We start from the raw sequence: 19,134 nt of genomic DNA on the forward strand, positions 1-19,134 counted from the left end.
GCGTGTAGCACTTCGGCTTCCTGCTTTGGATCAAGTTGCATGCCTCCTGTTATGTTATCTCTATTTTCCTTTTCAGTTGCACCTCTTCCTGGCCCTTTGGCACCGTAATGTGCAATATGCCATCCTGGTAGCGTGCTTTGATATCGTCTTCGTTTATACTTTCCGGCAAATGGAAAGAGCGCCTGAAAGAGCTGTAGTTGTATTCCCGGCGTGTATAGTTATCATTATCCTCCTTGTTTTCTGACTCCTTCTGGCAACTGATTGTCAGTACACCTTCTGTTAAGTCAATGTTGAAATCCTCTTTTGCCATGCCGGGTGCGGCTACCTCAATGCTGTAGTCGCTTTCGTTTTCGCGGATGTTAGTGGCAGGCATATTGCCCATTAGCTGGCGTCCAAACTGTGCAGGCATCCGCATCAGGTCATTGTCGAAGAAGCGATCCACATCCCCAAAAAAATCAGAGAAAAAAGAGCGTGGTGCCACTCCTCGGTTTTTATCACGTGTTGCAGGTTTCATAGTTCACACTCCTTTCTTTAAGTAAAACATAATCAACACCTTGCGCATTGTTTTTACTTAATTTTACGAAATGATTATTAGCCAGTTACAGCTTTCAGAAGGAGAGATTCCCCTTCTGAAGGCTGCAAATGGTACACAAACAATGACGTTGCCTAATGCTATACAGCAAATTACACAGGCCTCCTCACAGGCAGTTGATTATGTTTTACTTAAATCAGAGGCACGTGGCTGGCTTCAAGAAACCTTTACCTGTAGGGCAGATGGTTGGAGCTTAAGTTTTCTAGCTTGGAAAGAGCGAATCGTAGTATACCTGCAAATTTGGGCTATTAAAATGTGCAGCACAAGGTATTTTAAAGCCTGTTTGTAACATCGTGTTTTACATACCAGCTACGTTGTCTAACATATTAAAATTGCCATACGCGATTAAAACGCAACACTTGCTTGTTTAAACACCTTTTTGGTGTAACATTCAGCTCCGCCAAAGTCGTTAATTTTATTAGCAGGTTTTTGCGTTTTTAAGATTGCTACCGTGACTGGTTTTATTCTTATCTTAAACTTATCTTTGATATAACTTCGCAACGATAAAAACCTCCGCTTACGCATGGCAACAAAAAGACGCAAGTTTACGCAGTGCCCTAACTGTGGCTACACACTTGAGGAGGTAAACAATTTCTGCCCCAACTGTGGCCAGGAAAACCATAACCTTAATGTACCGGTAAAACACCTGGTGGCTGAGTTTTTTGAGGGCACCATGCACTTCGACACTAAAGCGTGGAGAACACTAAAATACCTGATACTGAAGCCTGGTTTACTGACAGAGAAATTTAACATCGGCCAACGTGCATCTTATGTTCCGCCATTCAGGTTGTACGTTTTTGTCAGCTTAATCTTCTTTTTTGTACTGGCCCTTACCGCAAAAAACAGCGTGAATATACACCGAGAGGCCAACACGCAGCAAGTTGCACCTGGCACCACCAACCAAACTGATACACTTGCCCTTAAACAGATACAGCTTGAACAGGATAATGCCAGGGAGGCGCTGAAAGATTTACAAACTAACATAGATGACGAGGCGTTTACCGCAGCTTTTCAGGCAAAATTCGGAAAGTTTACCAGCCAAGGCGACGAATCAAAGCAAAAGCTGTTCAAGAATTTATCGTTTATGATGTTCCTGCTAATGCCTTTCTTTGGGCTTTTGCTGCACCTGTTTTACCGCAGGCAAAAGCGCAATTATGTAGAGCACCTGATGTTCTCAATTCACCTGCATACGTTTTATTTTATACTATTGGCAGTTGCCATGCTGCTCGGAGTAATGCTCCCTAACCTGGACCTGGGAAACATAGTGCTCTTCATTATGGCCCTGTATTTATACTTCGCCCTGCACCAGGTTTACAAGCAGTCTTATCTTAAAACACTTTTAAGCCTGATTCCCATTAGCATTATTTATCTGGTAACTTTAGGCATATTTTTCTTAGGCACCGTTTTCGTGAGCGTGCTGCTAACCTAAGCTTTTATACTTTTACCCTCATGACATTAACCGCCACCACCACCTGGGACAAACTGATCTCTAAAAAGCGCTTCGAAACAGCAGATAACAAGTATACTTCTGATGAATCGGTGCGAGGCGAGTTTCAGCGCGACTACGACCGCATAGTGTTTTCTTCTTCTTTTAGAAGACTGCAGAATAAGACACAGGTAATGCCTATGCCCGAAAGCGATTTTGTGCACACCCGCCTGACGCACAGCCTCGAGGCATCGGTGGTAGGACGTTCGTTGGGCCGTATTGTAGGCAAGAGCATATTAGAGCGTTACCCGGAACTAGCCCAGGAAAAAAACATTCAGGAAGCAGATTTTGGCGATGTGGTAGCGGCAGCCTGCCTGGCACACGACATTGGCAACCCGCCTTTTGGGCACTCCGGCGAAGATGCTATTTCGTCGTACTTTCAGAGTGAGGCAGCAAAGCCATACCTGGCAAACTTGACTGCCGCCCAAAAAGAGGATCTTTTCCGATACGAGGGCAACGCTGCCGGTTTTAGGGTGCTAACTTATACTTACCCCACGCATTGCAACATGACAGGCGGCCTTAGCTTAACCTATACCACGCTGGCTACCTTTACAAAATACCCCAAAGAGTCTTTGCCTGTAATTAAGGGCACCAAAAACACCAGCGAGAAAAAGTATGGTTTCTTTCAGACGGAGAAGGAGTGGTTTAACAACATTGCCAAAGAGCTGGGGTTACTTAAAAAGGGGCAAGATGGCGAAGTGTTTTACCACCGCCACCCGCTGGCTTTTTTAGTTGAAGCCGCCGACGATATCTGCTACCGTATCATTGACTTTGAAGATGGCCTGAAGCTAGGCTTGGTGCCGCAGGAGCAAGGCATGAATTTACTGCGCCAAATCCTGAACGATGACCCTAACCGTAAATCAACCCTAACCTTTTATGATTGGAAAGAGGAGATAGGTTATTTACGAGCCCGCATCATTGGCAAGCTGATTGATGAGACAACAGCCGTTTTCCTGCAGCACGAGCAGGAAATACTTGATGGCACTTACGATAAGCCACTTATCAATGAGCTTGCCTGCAAACCTATTCTGGATAGTATAAAAGACCTGTCGATCAGGTTAATATACCAGAACCGCCCTGTACTGGAAATAGAGGCTGCCGGCTTTGAAGTGTTGGGGGGATTGCTCGATGCAGGAGTTAAAGCCGTGTTCGAAAAAGATTCGAAGCACCACCGCAAACTGGCTGCACTTATACCACCACATTACCTGCTGTTACCCGATACCGCCACAGATTACGAGCGCATCATACATATTACTGATTTTGTAGCAAGCCTTACCGACCAGGCAGCTCTGGGGCTTTACCGCAAAATTAAAGGCATTGAGCTGCCTAAAATGTACTAGCCCAGGCGCATGTTAAAAGAAGACGCAAAAAGAGCAGACCTGCTACTGCTGCTGCTCAACCTGCCTAAGGCTTATCTTTTATCTAAACTAGGCTAAAACATGGAGGAGCAGGCAAAATGTACAAAGTATAACAGTATTGGCAAACACGCTGATGCTTTGCTGCTTTTACTTTTCTTTGCCTTTGCCGCTGCCATACTTTTCAGGGTGCAGATTGAGAGCACAGGCTACCTTAGCCCTGACTCAGTAGCTTATTTAGGACTAGCACAAAACCTGTTGGATGGGCATGGCTTTTATGTTCTAAATACTGAAACAAACAGCAGACAGTATTTCTCTACCTGGCCTGTTGGCTATCCTGTACTGATTTTTATACTATCTAAAACCAGCGGGCTGTCTGTTTTCTGGGCTTCTAAAGCGCTCAACTTACTTTTTCTGGGAAGCGGCTTTTTGCTGCTGCGTAAACTATGCCGCGCTTATGCGTTTATACTTGCTTCGGTATTTGGCGCTTATACGTTTATAGAGGTTTATAGCTTTACCTGGTCCGAAGCTCCATTTTTAATTGGTGTTTTGCTTTTAGCGTACCTGACCAATAAATCATTGCAAAAACCAGAAGCATACTTTTATGCGGGGTATATTTTTCTCCTTTGCTTGCTGCTTTTTCTAGTGCGTTATGTGGGGGCTTTCTCGTTTGGTGTGCCGGGGCTGCTGTGCTTATACTTTTTATACAAGCGGCACAGCAAAACAGGTATACTTTACGGAGTAGTTACCTTGCTTCTAACTATACTTGCTGGCTTATACTTATACAACAACTACAGGCTTAGCGGCTATACCACAGGCTTCGACAGGTTAGCGGCTCCCACAGAAAGTATAAGCGACTTTTTACAAATGCTGGCACAGGGCCTTAGCAACGAGTTCTTTATCATCCGGAAATACAGAAGCGCCAGCCAACCAGACTATCTGTTTTACGCAACTGCCCTGTTACAAATAGCTGTACTCGTTTATCTTTATGCCAGTATAAAGCCTACAGGCAGCTTTACCGGCAAGCTAGGTAAAAACAGCTTCGCACTTTGCTGCTTTGCCATTGCCGGCCTGTATTTTGTTGCCATACTTATACTTCGCCAACTATCTCACTTTGATGATCTGGATTACAGACTGCTATCACCGGTTATCTTCTTAGTGCTGATAGGCTTAGTTTATACTTTGGTTACCCTATCAGATGATATGCAAGGTGCTAAATGCGCGAAGTATGTGGTACTCTGTTTCTTTGTTTTATCGCTGCTACTCAACTTACCAAAGGAGTTCCTTTTAGCTCAGTTAAAGCACCTCATCTAAATCCCCAGCAAATCTGATCTATAGCCTGCACCAACATCTTTACATGCTGTGTTAGACCAACTTCATTCGTCTACAAAATCAGCGGGTTCATCTACATCAGCATCATTTTGGCAGAATCGGAACTGCTTATATAAATAATAATTCGCATCTTAGGCTCTAATGGTCTGATTTAAAAAACAACACAAGTTGATTTATTCCATTATTTAGTTTTTAGTATTCTCTTTAATAAACAAACACAATGAAACGCAAACTATTATTATGCCTTTTATGGTGTGCCTCCGGCTTTACGGCGATGGCGCAAAGCAAAGGCACCAAGATCGAGTTTACGGAGTATACCCTTCCGAATGGCCTGCACGTAATCCTGCACCAGGACAAGTCTACACCAAACGTAGCGGTATCGGTGCTATACCATGTGGGCTCTAAAAACGAGGTAGAAGGCCGCTCTGGTTTTGCTCACTTTTTTGAGCACCTGATGTTTGAGGGCACCGAAAATATTGAGCGTGGCCAGTACAGCTCGCTTGTACAGAAAGCCGGTGGTGCGCTTAATGCCAATACCTCTTTTGACCGCACTTATTATTACGAACTGTTGCCATCTAACCAGGTAGAGCTTGGCTTATGGCTGGAGGCTGAACGTATGAAACACGCTAAAGTGGACGAAGTTGGAGTAGAAACACAGCGCAAGGTAGTACAGGAAGAGAAGCGTGAGCGCATCGATAACCAACCTTACGGCTCCATGGGCGAAAACGTGTTTTCCCTGGCTTATACTAAGCACCCATACAAATACATGCCAATCGGCTCTTTTGAGGACCTGAATGCAGCCAGCATCGAGGAGTTCCGCGATTTCTACAAAACCTTTTACGTGCCTAACAACGCAACACTTTCTATAGCCGGCGATATTGACATCGAGGCTACGAAGAAAATGATTGAAAAGTATTTTGCTGCCATACCTAAAGGCACAAGAGAGATACCTCGCCCTAACATTACGGAACCTAAGCAAACTGAAGAGCGCCGCAAAACGGTTTATGATAACATCCAGCTACCGGCTGTTATTCAGGCTTATCACATTCCGGCACAAGGCACCGATGATTACTATGCACTTTCTCTGTTAACTACCTTACTTTCTGGTGGCGAGAGTGCACGTTTACCAAAAGCCCTTGTAGACAAGCAGCAGAAAGCTGTGGCCGCTGCCTCTATTCCATTCCCGACAGAAGATCCGGGCCTGTTCCTGACTTTTGCCATTGCCAACATGGGCGTAGAGGTTGATGACCTTGAAACAGCCATGAACGCCGAGATTGAACGCGTGAAAACAGAAGACCTGTCGGAGCGTGAATTCCAGAAGCTTCGCAACCAGGTAGAGAGCCAGTTTGTGCAGCAGAACAGTACTGTTGCCGGCCGTGCCGAAAGCCTTGCAAACTATGCCGTATACTTTGGCGATGCAAACCTGATCAATACAGAGTTGCAGCGTTACATGAAAGTAACCAAAGACGACATCAAGCGTGTGGCAAACGAGTACCTGACAAAGAACAACCGCGTAGTATTGCACTACCTGCCAAAGTCAGCCCAGCCGAAACAGTAGTTTTTTTTAGATAAAGGACGATTCAGACAAAAGACTTTATGACAAAAGACAAAGGATTTGATATGCTTTTGTAACGTCTTTTGTCCTTTGTCGAGTAGTTTTTTGTCAAGTCATAATTTACGAGACATCATGATAAAGAAATATTTTAGTACCGCATTTCTGGCGCTGGCGCTGGTATATGTAGCCCCTGCTCAGACAAAACAAACTCCCCCACCGCCAGGCCCTGCTCCTAAAATTGAGTTGGGCAAGTACGAGCATTTCACGCTTAAGAACGGCCTGAAAGTATACGTGGTGGAAAACCACAAGCAACCAGTTGTGTCTATGTCGTTGGTCTTGGACAGAGACCCGATTCTGGAAGGAGACAAAGCAGGCTACGTACAGGCCGCAGGCCAGATGATGCGTACCGGTACCACTAACCGCACCAAAGACCAGCTGGACGAGCAAGTGGATTTTATCGGAGCTACACTTAGCTTCTCATCCACAGGCTTTAATGCATCGTCGCTTAAAAAGCACCTGCCAACTTTACTGGATCTTACTGCTGATGCCCTGCTAAACCCTAAGTTTACACAGGAAGAATTGGACAAGATCAAAAAGCAGATGAAGGCCAACCTGGCACAGTCTAAAGACAATCCGGATGCCATTGCCAGCCGCACGCGCAACCTGGTACTGTATGGCAAAGATCACCCATACGGCGAGATAATGACTGACCAGACGGTTGATAACTTCACGCTGCAGGACATCCAGAACTACTACAACACTTATTATAAGCCGAACATCGGATACTTGGCAGTTGTAGGTGATGTTACACCAAAGGAGATGAAAAAGCTCCTGAACAAATCGCTTAAAAGCTGGAAAAAAGGCGACGTAAAAGAAGTAAAGTATGACCTGCCAAAGCAGCCATCGCAAACGCAGGTGGTGATTGTAGACCGCCCAAGCGCGGTGCAGAGTGTACTTACGCTAACTAACCCGATCGACCTGAAGCCAGGTGCTGAGGATGCAGTTGCTGCCTCTTTGATGAACAACATATTAGGTGGTGGCATGGATGCCCGCCTGTTTAAGAACCTGCGCGAAACCCACGGCTATACATATGGCGCTTACTCTGGTGTAACCAACGATGAGATACTGGGCCGCTTTACAGCCAATGCCAGCGTTCGTAATGCCGTTACCGACAGCGCCGTTGTAGAGTTCATGAACGAGCTGAACAAGATGCGCAGCCAGCGTGTAAGCGATGATGAACTGCGTGATGCGAAAGCTTTTGTAATGGGCAGCTATGGCCGTGGCCTGGAGAACCCTGCAACTGTAGCCGTTTACGCTATCAACACAGCACGTTACGGTTTGCCTTCTGATTACTATGCCAACTACCTGAAGAAAGTAGAAGCAGTTACCGCAGAGGATATCCAGCGTGTGGCGCAGAAGTATATCCAGCCAGATAAAATGTATATTCTGGCAGTAGGTAACGCCGGCGAAGTAGCTGATAAACTGCAAAAGTTTGACAAAGACGGTAAACTGGATTATTACAGCGCAACCGGAGAGGTAGTAGACCGTGCAGCCATGGGTGTACCGGCCGGCCTTACCGCTGAAACTGTTCTTGACAATTACATCAAAGCCATCGGTGGCAAAGCTAACATCGAGAAGTTAAAAGACGTGACTGTTACCAGCAACGCCAGCATACAGGGCATGCAGCTTACAATGGTGCAGCAGCAGAAAGGCAGCGATAAGTTTGCCATGCAGGTATCCATGAACAACAGCCCGATGCAGCGCGTGATCATCAACGGCGACAAAGGCAAGATGGAGGCTCCGATGCAGGGCATTAACCAGGAAATACCAAAAGAGCAGCTGGCAACACAAAAGCTAGAGGCTAACTTATTCCCTGTGTTGCAGTATGGCAAGCTAGGCATTACTACCAAGCTAACCGGTATGGAGAAAGTAGATGGCAAAGATGCCTATGCTGTAGAAGTTGCACAACCAAACGGACAGAAAGCAACGCATTATTTTGCTAAAGACAGCGGCCTTCGCCTGAAGGAAGTTAACAACCTACAGAGCCCGCAAGGCGTGATTACACAGACCAAGGTATACAGCGACTACAAAGAGGTGAATGGTGTAAAGTTCCCTTATGTAATTGAGACTACTGTTGGCCCGCAGGTGATCAAAGCTGAAGTGAAGAACATCGAAGTAAATAAGAACCTTAGCGACGATACGTTTAAGCTATAAGTATAAATTTATACTTTGAAAACAGAAGCGGCTAACCAATTGGTTAGCCGCTTCTGTTTTATACTTAGACTTCTGCAATTATACTTCCCACCATTGTTTTCTGTAAACTTGGTTAGCAGCGTGGCCTTGCAAGTATAATACACGCCTTTTCATTTACTGCTAGCTTTAGCATTAAAGAAGAGTCCTTTGCCATTTCGTACTGCTATTACTGCCTGGCTGCTATCTGGCGTAGCGAATCGCGCATTTCGGTTAGCAGCACTTCCTCTTTTGTAGGGGCAGGCGGAACAGCAGGAGCTGCCGCTTTTTTGCGCATCATCTTGTTCATCGCCTTAACAATCAGGAAAATAATAAAAGCGAGGATCAGGAAGTTAAGCAGTACAGTAATAAAATTACCCCAGGCAAAAACAGCACCTAACTTACGGGCTTCTTCCAGGGCAAGGCCGGCTGGCACATCAGACGAAAGAGGCACATAAAGGTTTGAGAAATCCATGTCGCCAATCATTTTGCCTACAAGTGGCATAATAAGATCGTTTACCACAGAGTTAACAAGTCCGCTAAATGCAGCACCGATAATTATACCGATAGCCAGGTCCATAACATTGCCACGCATGGCAAACTCTTTAAATTCTTTTAGCATACACTTCGGGAGATTTATATAAGGTTTAAATTATAAGATTAACCTGGCATAACTTTCTGTTGCCTCCTTGCAATCTTAAATCCCTCCTTAGCCTACCACACAAGCGCCTAGGACATACAGCAAACTAAATATAAGAATAAAAAGCTGTTTACAAGCACATTATAACAACATCCGTAGTTTGGCTTTTTTGCAAATGTCTGAATTCTGATCTGTATCCCTTTTAGAATAATTCCCCCTGCACCGGCTGCACAAACTTTTTAGGAGGCTTTAAATCAAAACCGCAAACTTTGTTCAGCTGCTGCACCAGGTATGCTTCCAGTTCCGGAGCCAGCGTGTTGTCAGGTTCGTGCACGAAGAAGTATAGCTGGCGCAAGCCATTGTCAAACCACTCTTTCAGGCGCTGCACCCATGCATCGATGCGGGTATAATCTGTTGGATGAAGGCCATTGCCCACAAAACGAACCATGGCAGCTGGCGTAGTCAGGCGCATGTGCAGCACGTCGCGGCGGCCAGCCACATCGGTTAGCACCGTACCTGCATTATACTTCTGCAGCACCTCAAAAAGCTCCAGGCTGGCCACGTTATCTACAAACCAATCAGGATGGCGCAACTCTACGGTAATGGGTATACTTTCCGGGATAAAAGCAAGGAAAGCCTCCAGGTCGGCCAGTTGGGTAGGGGCAAAGTATGGCGGCAACTGCAGAAAAGAACTACCCAGTTTATCCTCGAAACCGGCGATGGCCTCACAGAAAGCCGCTGTTACATCTTGCGTACTGCGCAGGGCAGCCTCGTGGCTTATGAGTTGCGGAAACTTGGGGCAGAACTTAAAGCCTTGCGGCACAGCGTTGCGCCAACGGTCTACGGTAGTGGGGCTGGGAATGTGGTAGTGCGTACTGTTAAGCTCTATGGTGTTAAACTGTTTGCCGTACCAAAGCAAAGATTCCTTTTCGGGCATACGTGGCGGGTATATCTCGCCTACCCACGCTTTGTTTACCCAAACCGGCAAACCAATGTATACCTGCGGCTTCACATAGTTACCTGATTGGCGCAGCAAAGGCAGCGTATCGGGGTGGTTTGGTGGCAGCGTAAAGTCAACGCCGCTTATATCTTGCAGCTTTCCGAAATCCATAGGTTTAAGCTTAGTTTCTAGCTATACGAAAATACAAAACCAGCAGGCAGTACAAACGAGGCTGCTCAGCCTGTGTTTTAGAAAAAGGCCAGAGGTTACCCGTTTTTGAGGCATAAACCTCTTGACTTGAAAAAAAATTTTGGCTATTTTTTATAGTATATTTTCTATACTTCCAACTCCCTAAAAACCAGCTTTAAAGTATATAAAAACGCTATTCTTCGCAAATCTGACCTATAGCAATTTTAGCACTCTTGCCTGTATCCCCCTACACATTATACACAATAAACGCGTAAAAGGCCTCGTTTGCAAAATATTCCGTAACTTTGCGGCTTCACCAACTATTATCGGATATGATAAATAATAGAAAGTGCTATCTATTGACCGTTTTAATTTTGTTATTTATTGGCGTAGGCCAACCTATTTTCGCACAAATCCAGGACATCCAAACCGGCGAGGCATCGTGGTATGGAAGTAAGTACCACGGCAGAAAAACCAGCAGCGGCGAGCGTTACAACAAGAACGATATGACTGCAGCACACAACACACTACCGTTTGGCACTAAAGTTAAAGTAACCAACATCGAGAATAACGAGTCTGTTGTTCTTCGCATCAACGACAGGGGCCCTTATGTAGGCGACCGCATTATTGATGTATCAGAGGTAGCTGCTAAAAAGCTAGACCTTCACCGGCAGGGAGTCGGAACAGTTAAAGTAGAAATACTTGAACTGCCCGGCGATTACAACCCTCAGAATGCTGGCTTCTACACCATACAAACAGGCGCTTATACAAGCGAAAAAAATGCCCAGATGCTTAGCCAAAAGCTAAAGGCCTTTGATAAAAACCTGACGGTAGAAATGATGGAAGACAAATCAAGAGGCAGAAAAGTACTTCGCATCAGAGCAGGCCGTTTCGAAAACCGCAAAGAGGCTGAAGCTTTTAATGACCTTCTGAAAGAAGAAGGACTTTCCGGATTAGTGAAAGAGGCATAACCTCAGAACAAGTAGATAAAAGCATATTAAGAAAAGGCGCAGACTTTAAGAAGGTCTGCGCCTTTTTTGCTTTCAAAGCATAATGGTTTCTGCTTTTAACTCTCACTTAAAGGCACATCATCATAAATTGTCAGCTACTACACCCACCCTTTTCTGTTGCGCCAACCACGGCAAAATGCATTGCATATCCCATTTTTAATATACTTTAACGGGCACTTGGTCTATACATTAGGCTGGTTCAGCTTTTTTAATAGTGCGATGCTTTGACGTGATATAGAATATTATTATACTTAGTTACCGAAACTAAACTCTTTTAAACCTTTAACTAACCTGCTATACTTTGAAAAGACGAAATTTTCTTGAACTATCGGCGCTTGGGTTCGGGGGCTTAATGCTGCCTTCTATCCCTGTCTTCGGCGATATCATATCGCCAGAGCGCTTGCTCGAAACCGTAGATACAGCCCTTAAAAAGCGGCTTGCCGACGTTGCGCTGAATACTGCCAAATCGAAGGGGGCTTCTTATGCCGATGTGCGCATTGGCCGTTACCTGCAGCAGTATCTATTCACTCGCGAAAAGCAGGTACAGAACATCGTAAACGCTGAGTCTTATGGTGTAGGCGTGCGCGTGCTGGCTAACGGCACCTGGGGATTTGCCGCCACTTCGGATGTATCGGATAAAGGCATAGCCAAAGCTGCTGAGCAAGCTGTAGCCATTGCCAAAGCAAACTCCAAACTACAGAAAGAGCCCGTGCAACTGGCGCCTGTAAAAGGCTACGGAGAAGTAAGCTGGAAAACGCCACTTGAGAAAAACGCTTTTGAGGTACCTGTAGGTGAGAAGGCCGACCTGCTGCTCGCTGCAAACGCGAAGGCGCTGGAGAACGGAGCCAACTTTGTAAACTCAGCCTTATTCCAGGTAAACGAGCAAAAGTATTTTGCCTCTACCGATGGTTCCTACATTGACCAGGACATTCACCGCATCTGGCCAAACTTTACGGTAACTGCTGTAGATAAGGCATCCGGTAAGTTCCGTACCCGCGAGGCGCTTAGTGCACCAATGGGCATGGGCTACGAGTACATGATCCCGAAGGCATCTGAAAAGATAAAAGGACCTGAAGGCACAGGCCTGACGGGCTACCGCTATGCTTACGACATGCTGGAAGACGCTGCTCTTGCCGCTAAACAAGCAAAAGAGAAACTAACAGCTAAATCTGTAGCAGCCGGTAAGTATGACCTTATACTTGACCCGAACCACCTGGGCTTAACGATACACGAGTCGGTGGGTCACCCGCTTGAGCTGGACCGCGTGCTGGGCTACGAAGCCAACTATGCCGGTACATCGTTTGCCACGCTGGATAAGTGGAAGAGCAAGAACTTTAAGTATGGCTCTGATAAGGTTCACATCTTTGCCGATAAAACGCAGAAAGGCTCGCTTGGCTTAGTAGGCTGGGACGATGAAGGCGTGAAGACAAAGCAATGGGACCTGATAAAGGACGGCGTGTTGGTAAACTACCAGGCTATTCGTGATCAGGCGCACATCATAGGAGAGAAAGAATCGCATGGCTGCTGCTACGCCGACAACTGGAACTCTGTGCAGTTCCAGCGCATGCCAAACGTATCGCTGGCACCAGGTAAGCAGAAGATGAACGTAGACCAGCTAATCTCTGGTGTAGATAAAGGTATTTACATTGCAGGCCGCGGCTCATACTCTATAGATCAGCAGCGCTATAACTTCCAGTTTGGCGGCACGGCATTCTACGAGATCAGCAAAGGCAAAATTGTGGGCATGCTGGAAGACGTGGCTTACCAGAGCAACACCCAGGAGTTCTGGAACTCCTGCGCCGGCTCCTGCGACGAAAGCGACTACCGTTTGTTCGGCTCGTTCTTCGATGGCAAAGGCCAGCCAAGCCAGGTAAGTGCGGTGTCTCACGGCTCTGCCCACACCCGCTTTAACGGCGTGAACGTGATCAACACAGCGCGTAAAATCTAACGATTTTTAGTTTAGAGTTAAAAGTTAATAGTCAAGAGTCTGAACAAGACTCTTGAACTAGAGCAATGTAGGAGAAGCAGTATAACGCAAAACCCTAACTAACTTTTAACTCATAACTCTCAACTCTTAACTATCAAAAGATGGCAATATTAACTAAAGAAGAAGCTCAGGCGATACTGAAGAAAGCGCTGGGTTTTTCGAAGGCTGACGAGTGTGAGATTACACTTAGCGGCAACAACGGTGGCAACATACGCTATGCCCGAAACGAAGTGTCTACCAGCGGTGCAGAAGAAAATTTATCCCTGGGTGTTGAGTCGCGTTTTGGCAAACGCTCAGGTGTGGCAACTATAAATGAGTTTGACGATAAGTCGCTGGAGAAGGTGATTCGCCGCTCTGAAGAGATTGCGCGCCTGGCCCCTGAAAGCCCGGAGTATGTGCCTTTGCTGGGTCCTCAGAAGTATATCACCGCAAAAGAGCACTTTGATACTACAGCTAAAATAGACCCGGCTTACAGAGCAGAGGCCGCTGCTAAAAGTATAAAAGCAGCCGCTGATAAAGGTCTTACTGCTGCCGGCTTTCTGGAGCACTACACCAGCTTTGTTTCGAAAATGAACAACAAGGGCCTGTTTGCTTACCATCCGTCTACTATAGTAGATTTTTCGGTAACGATGCGCACCGAGGATGGCACCGGTTCGGGCTATGTAACCCAGGATTTTTCTGACGTAAGCAAGCTTGATACAGGCAAAGCCTCTGAAATAGCGGCCCAAAAAGCAGCCACTTCGCGTAATGCCAAGGCATTGGAGCCAGGCAAGTATACGGTTATCTTAGAGCCAGCTGCCTCTATAGACCTGCTGCAGGGTATGTTCCGTGGTTTAGACCAGCGTAACGCCGAAGAAGGGCGCAGCTTCCTGAGCAAAGCCGGAGGCAAAACCAAGCTGGGCGAAAAGCTCGTGGATGAGCGTATCACGGTATACTCTGATCCTGCAAACCCTGAAATTCCGGGTGCCCCTTTTGCAGGCGATGGCCGCCCACGCGAAAAAACAACCTGGATCGAGAAAGGTGTTGTAAAAAACCTGTCTAACTCGCTTTTCTGGGCACAGAAAACAGGCGCGAAATCGTTACCAAGCGGCGGCGGTATGATCATGGAAGGCGGCAGCCAGTCTATCGAAGACATGATCAAAAATACCAAGCGTGGTATACTTGTAACCCGCCTGTGGTACATCCGCTCCGTAGATCCGCAAACGCTGCTCTACACCGGCCTTACCCGCGACGGTACGTTCTACATCGAAAACGGCAAGATCATGTACCCGGTTAAGAACTTCCGTTTCAACGAGAGCCCAATCATCATGCTCAACAACCTGGAGGCACTAGGTAAACCGCAACGCATCAACGGCAACCTTATCCCGCCAATGAAAGTGCGCGACTTTACATTCACCAGCCTTTCAGATGCGGTTTAATTGCTGCTGATTTATACTTCAGATGCCGTATGCAGCTTGCTGTGTGCGGCATCTGTTTTCTAACTACAACTCATAACTCTAAAACTCTTAACTAATTAAGTGCAACCCTTCACCTTTGTGCGCCTGCAGTACCGCTCCGGCAACTGGGATACTGACCCGCGTATGCCGAGCAATCTGCTGCACTCGCTTATCCAATACACCACAGTAAAGGTAAACGAGCAGGAGAAGGTAATTTCGTTGGAGAGTGCGGAGCTGTTTAACTACCCTTTTAGTTACCTGAGCGGGCACAAGCTGGTACAGTTTAACCAGAAGGAGCGGCAGAACTTTGAAACCTATGTAAAGAACGGCGGCTTTGTGTTTGTGGATGATTGTAACCACGACATCGACGGGCTTTTTGCCAAGTCGTTTGAGGAGCAGATGCGGCAGATATTCGGGCAGGGTGCATTGAAGAAGATTCCGAACAACCATAAGCTTTACCGCAGCTTCTTCTCCTTTGAAGATGGGCCACCAACCACCAGCTTTGAGCTTAACGGCTGGGGCGACGACCTGGTGCACGACTACTTAAAAGCTGTAGAGATAAACGGACGAATCGCTGTACTTTATAGCAACAAAGACTATGGCTGTGAATGGGACTACGATTTCAGGAACAAACGCTGGCTGGCCGAGGATAACACCAAGTTCGGAGTGAACATCATCATGTATGCGCTGACGAGCTAACAGCTTTTCTATCCCCGCCCTTGCTGTGTGTTTTCACCAGCAAGCGAAATGGCCGAAGTATTGATTGTTGGTGAAAACACCAACAATGGCAGAAAAACCAGCCGGCGAGGCGAAAAGCTGATTCGAAGCCAAGCAGCTGAAATAATAAGCGAAGGTTTCAACTACAAAGAAGTATAAGTCAAAGTATAAAATGACTGAACAAAACATAAACCACCTGCTCGGCAAGCTACCACAGCTAAAGCAGGAGATACAGAAAATAATTGTGGGCCAGGAAGAGGTACTAGACGAGGTGCTGATTACCATGATGGCTGGCGGACACGGCTTGCTGGAAGGCGTACCGGGCCTTGCCAAAACCTTGTTGGTGCGTACGCTCAGCAACGCGATGGACTTAGGCTTTCGCAGAATTCAGTTTACCCCAGACCTGATGCCAACGGATATTTTAGGAACTGAAGTACTGGAAGAAGACCATGCCACAGGCAAACGCTTTTTCAAGTTCAACGAAGGGCCGATCTTCTCGAACATCGTGCTGGCCGATGAGATAAACCGAACGCCGCCCAAAACGCAGGCGGCGCTGCTGGAGGCGATGCAGGAGCACGAGGTAACGTATGCCGGTAAAACATACTTCCTGCCGAAGCCTTTCTTCCTGTTGGCTACGCAAAACCCAATAGAACAGGCCGGTACTTACCCGCTGCCCGAAGCACAGCTGGACCGTTTCCTGCTGTTCATCAAAATAAAATACCCAACTGAGCAGGAGGAGCTAAATATTCTCTCCAGCACCACCGGCACGCGGCAGGCACAGGTGCAGCCTATACTTAGCGGCGAGGAGGTAATGCAACTGCGACAGCTGGTGCGCGAGGTAAGTATAAGCGACGAGCTTTTGGCTTTTGTAAACCAACTCGTACGTGCCACCCGCCCCGACAGCACAGGTATAGACTTTGTGAAACAATACTGCCGCTGGGGAGCCGGACCACGCGCCGGGCAGGCACTTATACTTACCGCCAAAGCCAGAGCTTTGCTACATGGCAGGTTTGCTGTTACTGCCGATGATATTAGAACAATGGCATACCCCGTGCTGCGTCACCGTGTGCTGGTAAACTTTGCAGCCGAAGCCGAGCGCATCACGCCAGACAGGGTGGTAGATGAACTGCTGCAAAGTATAAAGTTGCCGAAGGCGGTGTTGGTGTAGATGGTCCGAGCGAAGACGTTCGTGACTAACTATAGCAGGGGCCTCTAGCCTTTACTCTTTTGAGTTAAAAGCAAAGCGGATTGTCCCCTTGAGGGGACCGTAGGGGTGTAATCGTGCACGAGTATCAGTTATTAATTCAAAGTTAATATCAGCAGCTGTAAACACCCCTATAGTCCCCTCAAGGGGACAATCCTTGATAAAGTAGAGCAAACCAAAACAAGAAACAGATGGAAGAGACAGCAACTATAAAACTGACGGAGACGGGTACACAGCTCCTGAAGAAGATCGTGGGGGAGCGTATCTGTTACTTCTTTACCGATAGAGTAAAAGTAGAGGCAACCGGCGACAAAGTGCTGTACTGGGCTCCGGAATTTGCGCTTGGCCTTAAAACCAACCGCGGCGACCTGACCTTCATCAACATCAGCGCCGACTATAAACTTACGTCTGGTTCGTCTACCACCTACTATGAGTTTGCCATTGAAGAAAGCAAGATGCCGCTGCGCTGCGAGAAGCTATTGCAGTCGGGGCAATTCTCGGAGATAAAGGTGCTGTCGTCGCAGGTGCTGATGCTGGAAGTATACCAGGACTGGAACCAGGAGTTCGACGAAACCATACACTACGACGCAGCCATCGTGCTCTACACCGACTCCCGAAAGTATATGCTTAAAGTGCGCGAAGAGTTAGTTGGTGGAGTGGATGTAATATTGGATGAGACGGCTATAGAAGCTGAGCTAGTAGACTTGAAATTAAGGCAGAGTTTGGTGTAGGTTCATATTATATGAAGAAGAGAGGATTACGAAGATATTTCAGGAAATTAAAGCAACAGAAGTTGCCCGAAGACTTAGACTTTAGTGGTTCAGAACAATCTTGGTTTGACTTATACCACTTACACATAGATGACTTAGGTGTAGGCAATAGTTCTTGGAAAGCGAGAAAGCAGCATCTAGATGCTCTTTTTGAATTAGCTAAATGTGTAAGAGAAAAGTTAATAGCGTATCCAAAAAATTACCAATTCTGGATTGAAGTTGATGAAAGTGACAGCAGAGAAGATGCTATTTACATTCACACTCCAAATCCAAATGAAGATAATTTTCCAATTAGACTTGGGTTTGATGAAGGATTAGAAGTGAAAAACAACCAACTGCTTAGACATCTTGAGGAGAAAGATTATCTAATGGAAAAGAAGATAATGACCGACGCTGATGGAAGAGTAGGTATCACCTACTTCTTGTATAAAAAAGAATTAGGAATGGGAATTGAATGCTAAAGCAGTTAGAGTTCATTCTTTTATTTCAAAACTATCAATCCTAAAAACCCTAACCCTTGAGCACCCACAAATTCATAGACCCGAAGGTATTGGCTACCATAAAAGACCTGCCGCTGTTGGCTAAAACGGTGGTGGAGGGCTTTTTGGCGGGGCAGAACCAGAGTTTGCGGCGTGGGGCGGGGTTGGAGTTTAGCCAGTACCGTAGCTACCAGCCCGGCGACGACCTGCGCCAACTCGACTGGAAGATGTTTGCCCGCTCCGACCGCTATTACATACGCGAAGCCGAGGTAGACACCAACATTACGGTGCGGTTTATACTGGATGGCAGCGCCTCGATGGCACATGAGGACCTGAATGGTATCAGCAAGATGGATTACGCGCGGTTTATGGTGGCGTCGCTGGCTTACCTGGCAACTACACAAGGCGATGCGGTAGGGCTATACGTGCTGCACGAGAACCAGCTTATCAACCTGACGCCCCGCTCCGACAACATGCACCTGCAGCGCTTCTGGCACCAGCTGGCAGAGGTAAAGCCGCAGGGTAAGTTTCCGGGCATGGAGGTGGCGGCCAACCTGTTTGCAGACAGGCGGCAGAAAGAGCTAACAGTCTTCCTGTCGGATTTGTATGAGCATGAGCACGAGATAAAGGATTTACTATACAAACTGGGAGCACAAGGACACGAGCTGCTGCTGGCCCACCTGATGAGCCGCAACGAGTTAGAGTTTAGCTACAGCGGCACCCTCACTTTCGAGGACCTGGAGACAGGACAAACGCTACAGGTAAGCAGCGCTGCACAAAAGCAAGTCTACTTAGCCAAACAGCAGGAGTGGCTGCAAAACATAGAAAAAGACATGCGCAACCGCCACATCGCCTACGACAGGTTTGTTACCGACGAGCCGCTGGATAAGGCGCTGAGGGCTTTCCTGCAGAAACGGTTGCTGTATGGATGATTTTGAATGAGCGCATGAGTGAATAAAATAATATAAGGAACACACTCATGGTGCGAGCGTCCTCGCTCGTGACCTGCTATAGTTGGGCCTCCGGCCCAGTCGAGTTACAAACTCAACATCATCGTAAGGCACGAGTTGCAAACTCGCGCCAGCAAGAGGATTTAATTGTTAAATGTTGATGGATAATTGTTATCTCAAAAATGAAGCACAAGCATACATCTGTCATCTTGGAAAGATCTTGGCAGATGGGAGGTTAAGCCTTTGCTATTTGCCCACAAGAT

The 19,134-nt window shown here is 46.8% G+C and carries 18 protein-coding genes; 15 read left to right on the forward strand and 3 right to left on the reverse strand.

Going from position 1 to position 19,134, the window contains the following annotated elements:
• Positions 1–49: 49 nt before the first annotated feature.
• Entirely contained in the window at positions 50–514 is a 465-nt protein-coding gene (locus tag Q1A23_RS00560; protein WP_299817951.1) for an Hsp20/alpha crystallin family protein, read from the reverse strand.
• A 70-nt stretch (positions 515–584) separates the two neighbouring features.
• On the opposite strand from Q1A23_RS00560, the gene Q1A23_RS00565 reads away from it, so the two are divergent.
• The 6 genes from Q1A23_RS00565 (at position 585) to Q1A23_RS00590 (ending at position 8,534) form a co-directional block, all read left to right on the forward strand.
• Positions 585–881: a hypothetical protein gene (locus Q1A23_RS00565; RefSeq protein WP_299817953.1), complete on the forward strand. Its 297-nt coding sequence runs from the start codon at positions 585–587 to the stop codon at positions 879–881.
• 234 nt (positions 882–1,115) lie between these two features.
• A complete protein-coding gene (locus Q1A23_RS00570) occupies positions 1,116–2,021 on the forward strand; it encodes a DUF3667 domain-containing protein (RefSeq protein WP_299817956.1) in 906 nt (301 codons plus the stop codon).
• A gap of 20 nt (positions 2,022–2,041) precedes the next feature.
• A complete protein-coding gene (gene dgt / locus Q1A23_RS00575) occupies positions 2,042–3,418 on the forward strand; it encodes a dGTP triphosphohydrolase (protein WP_299817959.1) in 1,377 nt (458 codons plus the stop codon).
• 99 nt (positions 3,419–3,517) lie between these two features.
• Positions 3,518–4,747 carry a hypothetical protein gene (locus Q1A23_RS00580; RefSeq protein WP_299817962.1) on the forward strand — a complete coding sequence of 410 codons (1,230 nt, stop codon included), beginning with the start codon at positions 3,518–3,520 and terminating at the stop codon, positions 4,745–4,747.
• Positions 4,748–4,985: 238 nt separating this feature from the next.
• A complete protein-coding gene (locus Q1A23_RS00585; protein WP_299817965.1) occupies positions 4,986–6,323 on the forward strand; it encodes a pitrilysin family protein in 1,338 nt (445 codons plus the stop codon).
• Between the two features lie 129 nt (positions 6,324–6,452).
• Complete coding sequence (locus tag Q1A23_RS00590) at positions 6,453–8,534, forward strand: pitrilysin family protein (protein ID WP_299817968.1); 2,082 nt, start codon at positions 6,453–6,455, stop codon at positions 8,532–8,534.
• A gap of 205 nt (positions 8,535–8,739) precedes the next feature.
• Here Q1A23_RS00590 and mscL read toward each other — a convergent pair whose 3' ends face one another.
• Together mscL and Q1A23_RS00600 are read right to left on the reverse strand one after the other, a co-directional pair.
• Positions 8,740–9,171: a large conductance mechanosensitive channel protein MscL gene (gene mscL / locus Q1A23_RS00595; RefSeq protein WP_299817971.1), complete on the reverse strand. Its 432-nt coding sequence runs from the start codon at positions 9,169–9,171 to the stop codon at positions 8,740–8,742.
• A gap of 220 nt (positions 9,172–9,391) precedes the next feature.
• Positions 9,392–10,300 carry a DUF72 domain-containing protein gene (locus tag Q1A23_RS00600; protein WP_299817974.1) on the reverse strand — a complete coding sequence of 303 codons (909 nt, stop codon included), beginning with the start codon at positions 10,298–10,300 and terminating at the stop codon, positions 9,392–9,394.
• Between the two features lie 350 nt (positions 10,301–10,650).
• On the opposite strand from Q1A23_RS00600, the gene Q1A23_RS00605 reads away from it, so the two are divergent.
• From Q1A23_RS00605 to Q1A23_RS00645, 9 genes are all read left to right on the forward strand, one after another.
• Positions 10,651–11,289: a septal ring lytic transglycosylase RlpA family protein gene (locus Q1A23_RS00605; protein WP_299817976.1), complete on the forward strand. Its 639-nt coding sequence runs from the start codon at positions 10,651–10,653 to the stop codon at positions 11,287–11,289.
• Between the two features lie 340 nt (positions 11,290–11,629).
• On the forward strand, positions 11,630–13,276 hold the full coding sequence (locus Q1A23_RS00610; RefSeq protein WP_299817979.1) for a TldD/PmbA family protein: 1,647 nt from the start codon (positions 11,630–11,632) through the stop codon (positions 13,274–13,276).
• A gap of 140 nt (positions 13,277–13,416) precedes the next feature.
• A complete protein-coding gene (locus tag Q1A23_RS00615; protein WP_299817982.1) occupies positions 13,417–14,733 on the forward strand; it encodes a TldD/PmbA family protein in 1,317 nt (438 codons plus the stop codon).
• Positions 14,734–14,832: 99 nt separating this feature from the next.
• Complete coding sequence (locus Q1A23_RS00620) at positions 14,833–15,450, forward strand: DUF4159 domain-containing protein (protein WP_299817985.1); 618 nt, start codon at positions 14,833–14,835, stop codon at positions 15,448–15,450.
• 48 nt (positions 15,451–15,498) lie between these two features.
• Positions 15,499–15,627, forward strand: a complete 129-nt coding sequence (locus tag Q1A23_RS00625) for a hypothetical protein (protein WP_299817988.1) — start codon at positions 15,499–15,501, stop codon at positions 15,625–15,627.
• A gap of 13 nt (positions 15,628–15,640) precedes the next feature.
• Entirely contained in the window at positions 15,641–16,636 is a 996-nt protein-coding gene (locus Q1A23_RS00630; RefSeq protein ID WP_299817991.1) for a MoxR family ATPase, read from the forward strand.
• A gap of 227 nt (positions 16,637–16,863) precedes the next feature.
• Positions 16,864–17,403, forward strand: coding sequence for a hypothetical protein (locus tag Q1A23_RS00635; RefSeq protein WP_299817993.1), 540 nt, complete (start codon positions 16,864–16,866; stop codon positions 17,401–17,403).
• Between the two features lie 11 nt (positions 17,404–17,414).
• Positions 17,415–17,903, forward strand: a complete 489-nt coding sequence (locus tag Q1A23_RS00640) for a hypothetical protein (protein WP_299817996.1) — start codon at positions 17,415–17,417, stop codon at positions 17,901–17,903.
• Positions 17,904–17,959: 56 nt separating this feature from the next.
• A complete protein-coding gene (locus Q1A23_RS00645; protein ID WP_299817999.1) occupies positions 17,960–18,853 on the forward strand; it encodes a DUF58 domain-containing protein in 894 nt (297 codons plus the stop codon).
• Positions 18,854–19,134 lie beyond the last annotated feature (281 nt).

The sequence above is a fragment of the uncultured Pontibacter sp. genome (genome assembly GCF_947492645.1).
Lineage (GTDB): Bacteria > Bacteroidota > Bacteroidia > Cytophagales > Hymenobacteraceae > Pontibacter.

Bases quoted from the DNA above. Each gene is read 5' to 3' on its own strand.
- Q1A23_RS00560 (WP_299817951.1), bottom strand. From the start codon at position 514: ATGAAACCTGCAACACGTGATAAAAACCGAGGAGTGGCACCACGCTCT.
- Q1A23_RS00565 (WP_299817953.1), top strand. From the start codon at position 585: ATGATTATTAGCCAGTTACAGCTTTCAGAAGGAGAGATTCCCCTTCTG.
- Q1A23_RS00570 (WP_299817956.1), top strand. From the start codon at position 1,116: ATGGCAACAAAAAGACGCAAGTTTACGCAGTGCCCTAACTGTGGCTAC.
- dgt (WP_299817959.1), top strand. From the start codon at position 2,042: ATGACATTAACCGCCACCACCACCTGGGACAAACTGATCTCTAAAAAG.
- Q1A23_RS00580 (WP_299817962.1), top strand. From the start codon at position 3,518: ATGGAGGAGCAGGCAAAATGTACAAAGTATAACAGTATTGGCAAACAC.
- Q1A23_RS00585 (WP_299817965.1), top strand. From the start codon at position 4,986: ATGAAACGCAAACTATTATTATGCCTTTTATGGTGTGCCTCCGGCTTT.
- Q1A23_RS00590 (WP_299817968.1), top strand. From the start codon at position 6,453: ATGATAAAGAAATATTTTAGTACCGCATTTCTGGCGCTGGCGCTGGTA.
- mscL (WP_299817971.1), bottom strand. From the start codon at position 9,171: ATGCTAAAAGAATTTAAAGAGTTTGCCATGCGTGGCAATGTTATGGAC.
- Q1A23_RS00600 (WP_299817974.1), bottom strand. From the start codon at position 10,300: ATGGATTTCGGAAAGCTGCAAGATATAAGCGGCGTTGACTTTACGCTG.
- Q1A23_RS00605 (WP_299817976.1), top strand. From the start codon at position 10,651: ATGATAAATAATAGAAAGTGCTATCTATTGACCGTTTTAATTTTGTTA.
- Q1A23_RS00615 (WP_299817982.1), top strand. From the start codon at position 13,417: ATGGCAATATTAACTAAAGAAGAAGCTCAGGCGATACTGAAGAAAGCG.
- Q1A23_RS00625 (WP_299817988.1), top strand. From the start codon at position 15,499: ATGGCCGAAGTATTGATTGTTGGTGAAAACACCAACAATGGCAGAAAA.
- Q1A23_RS00630 (WP_299817991.1), top strand. From the start codon at position 15,641: ATGACTGAACAAAACATAAACCACCTGCTCGGCAAGCTACCACAGCTA.
- Q1A23_RS00635 (WP_299817993.1), top strand. From the start codon at position 16,864: ATGGAAGAGACAGCAACTATAAAACTGACGGAGACGGGTACACAGCTC.
- Q1A23_RS00640 (WP_299817996.1), top strand. From the start codon at position 17,415: ATGAAGAAGAGAGGATTACGAAGATATTTCAGGAAATTAAAGCAACAG.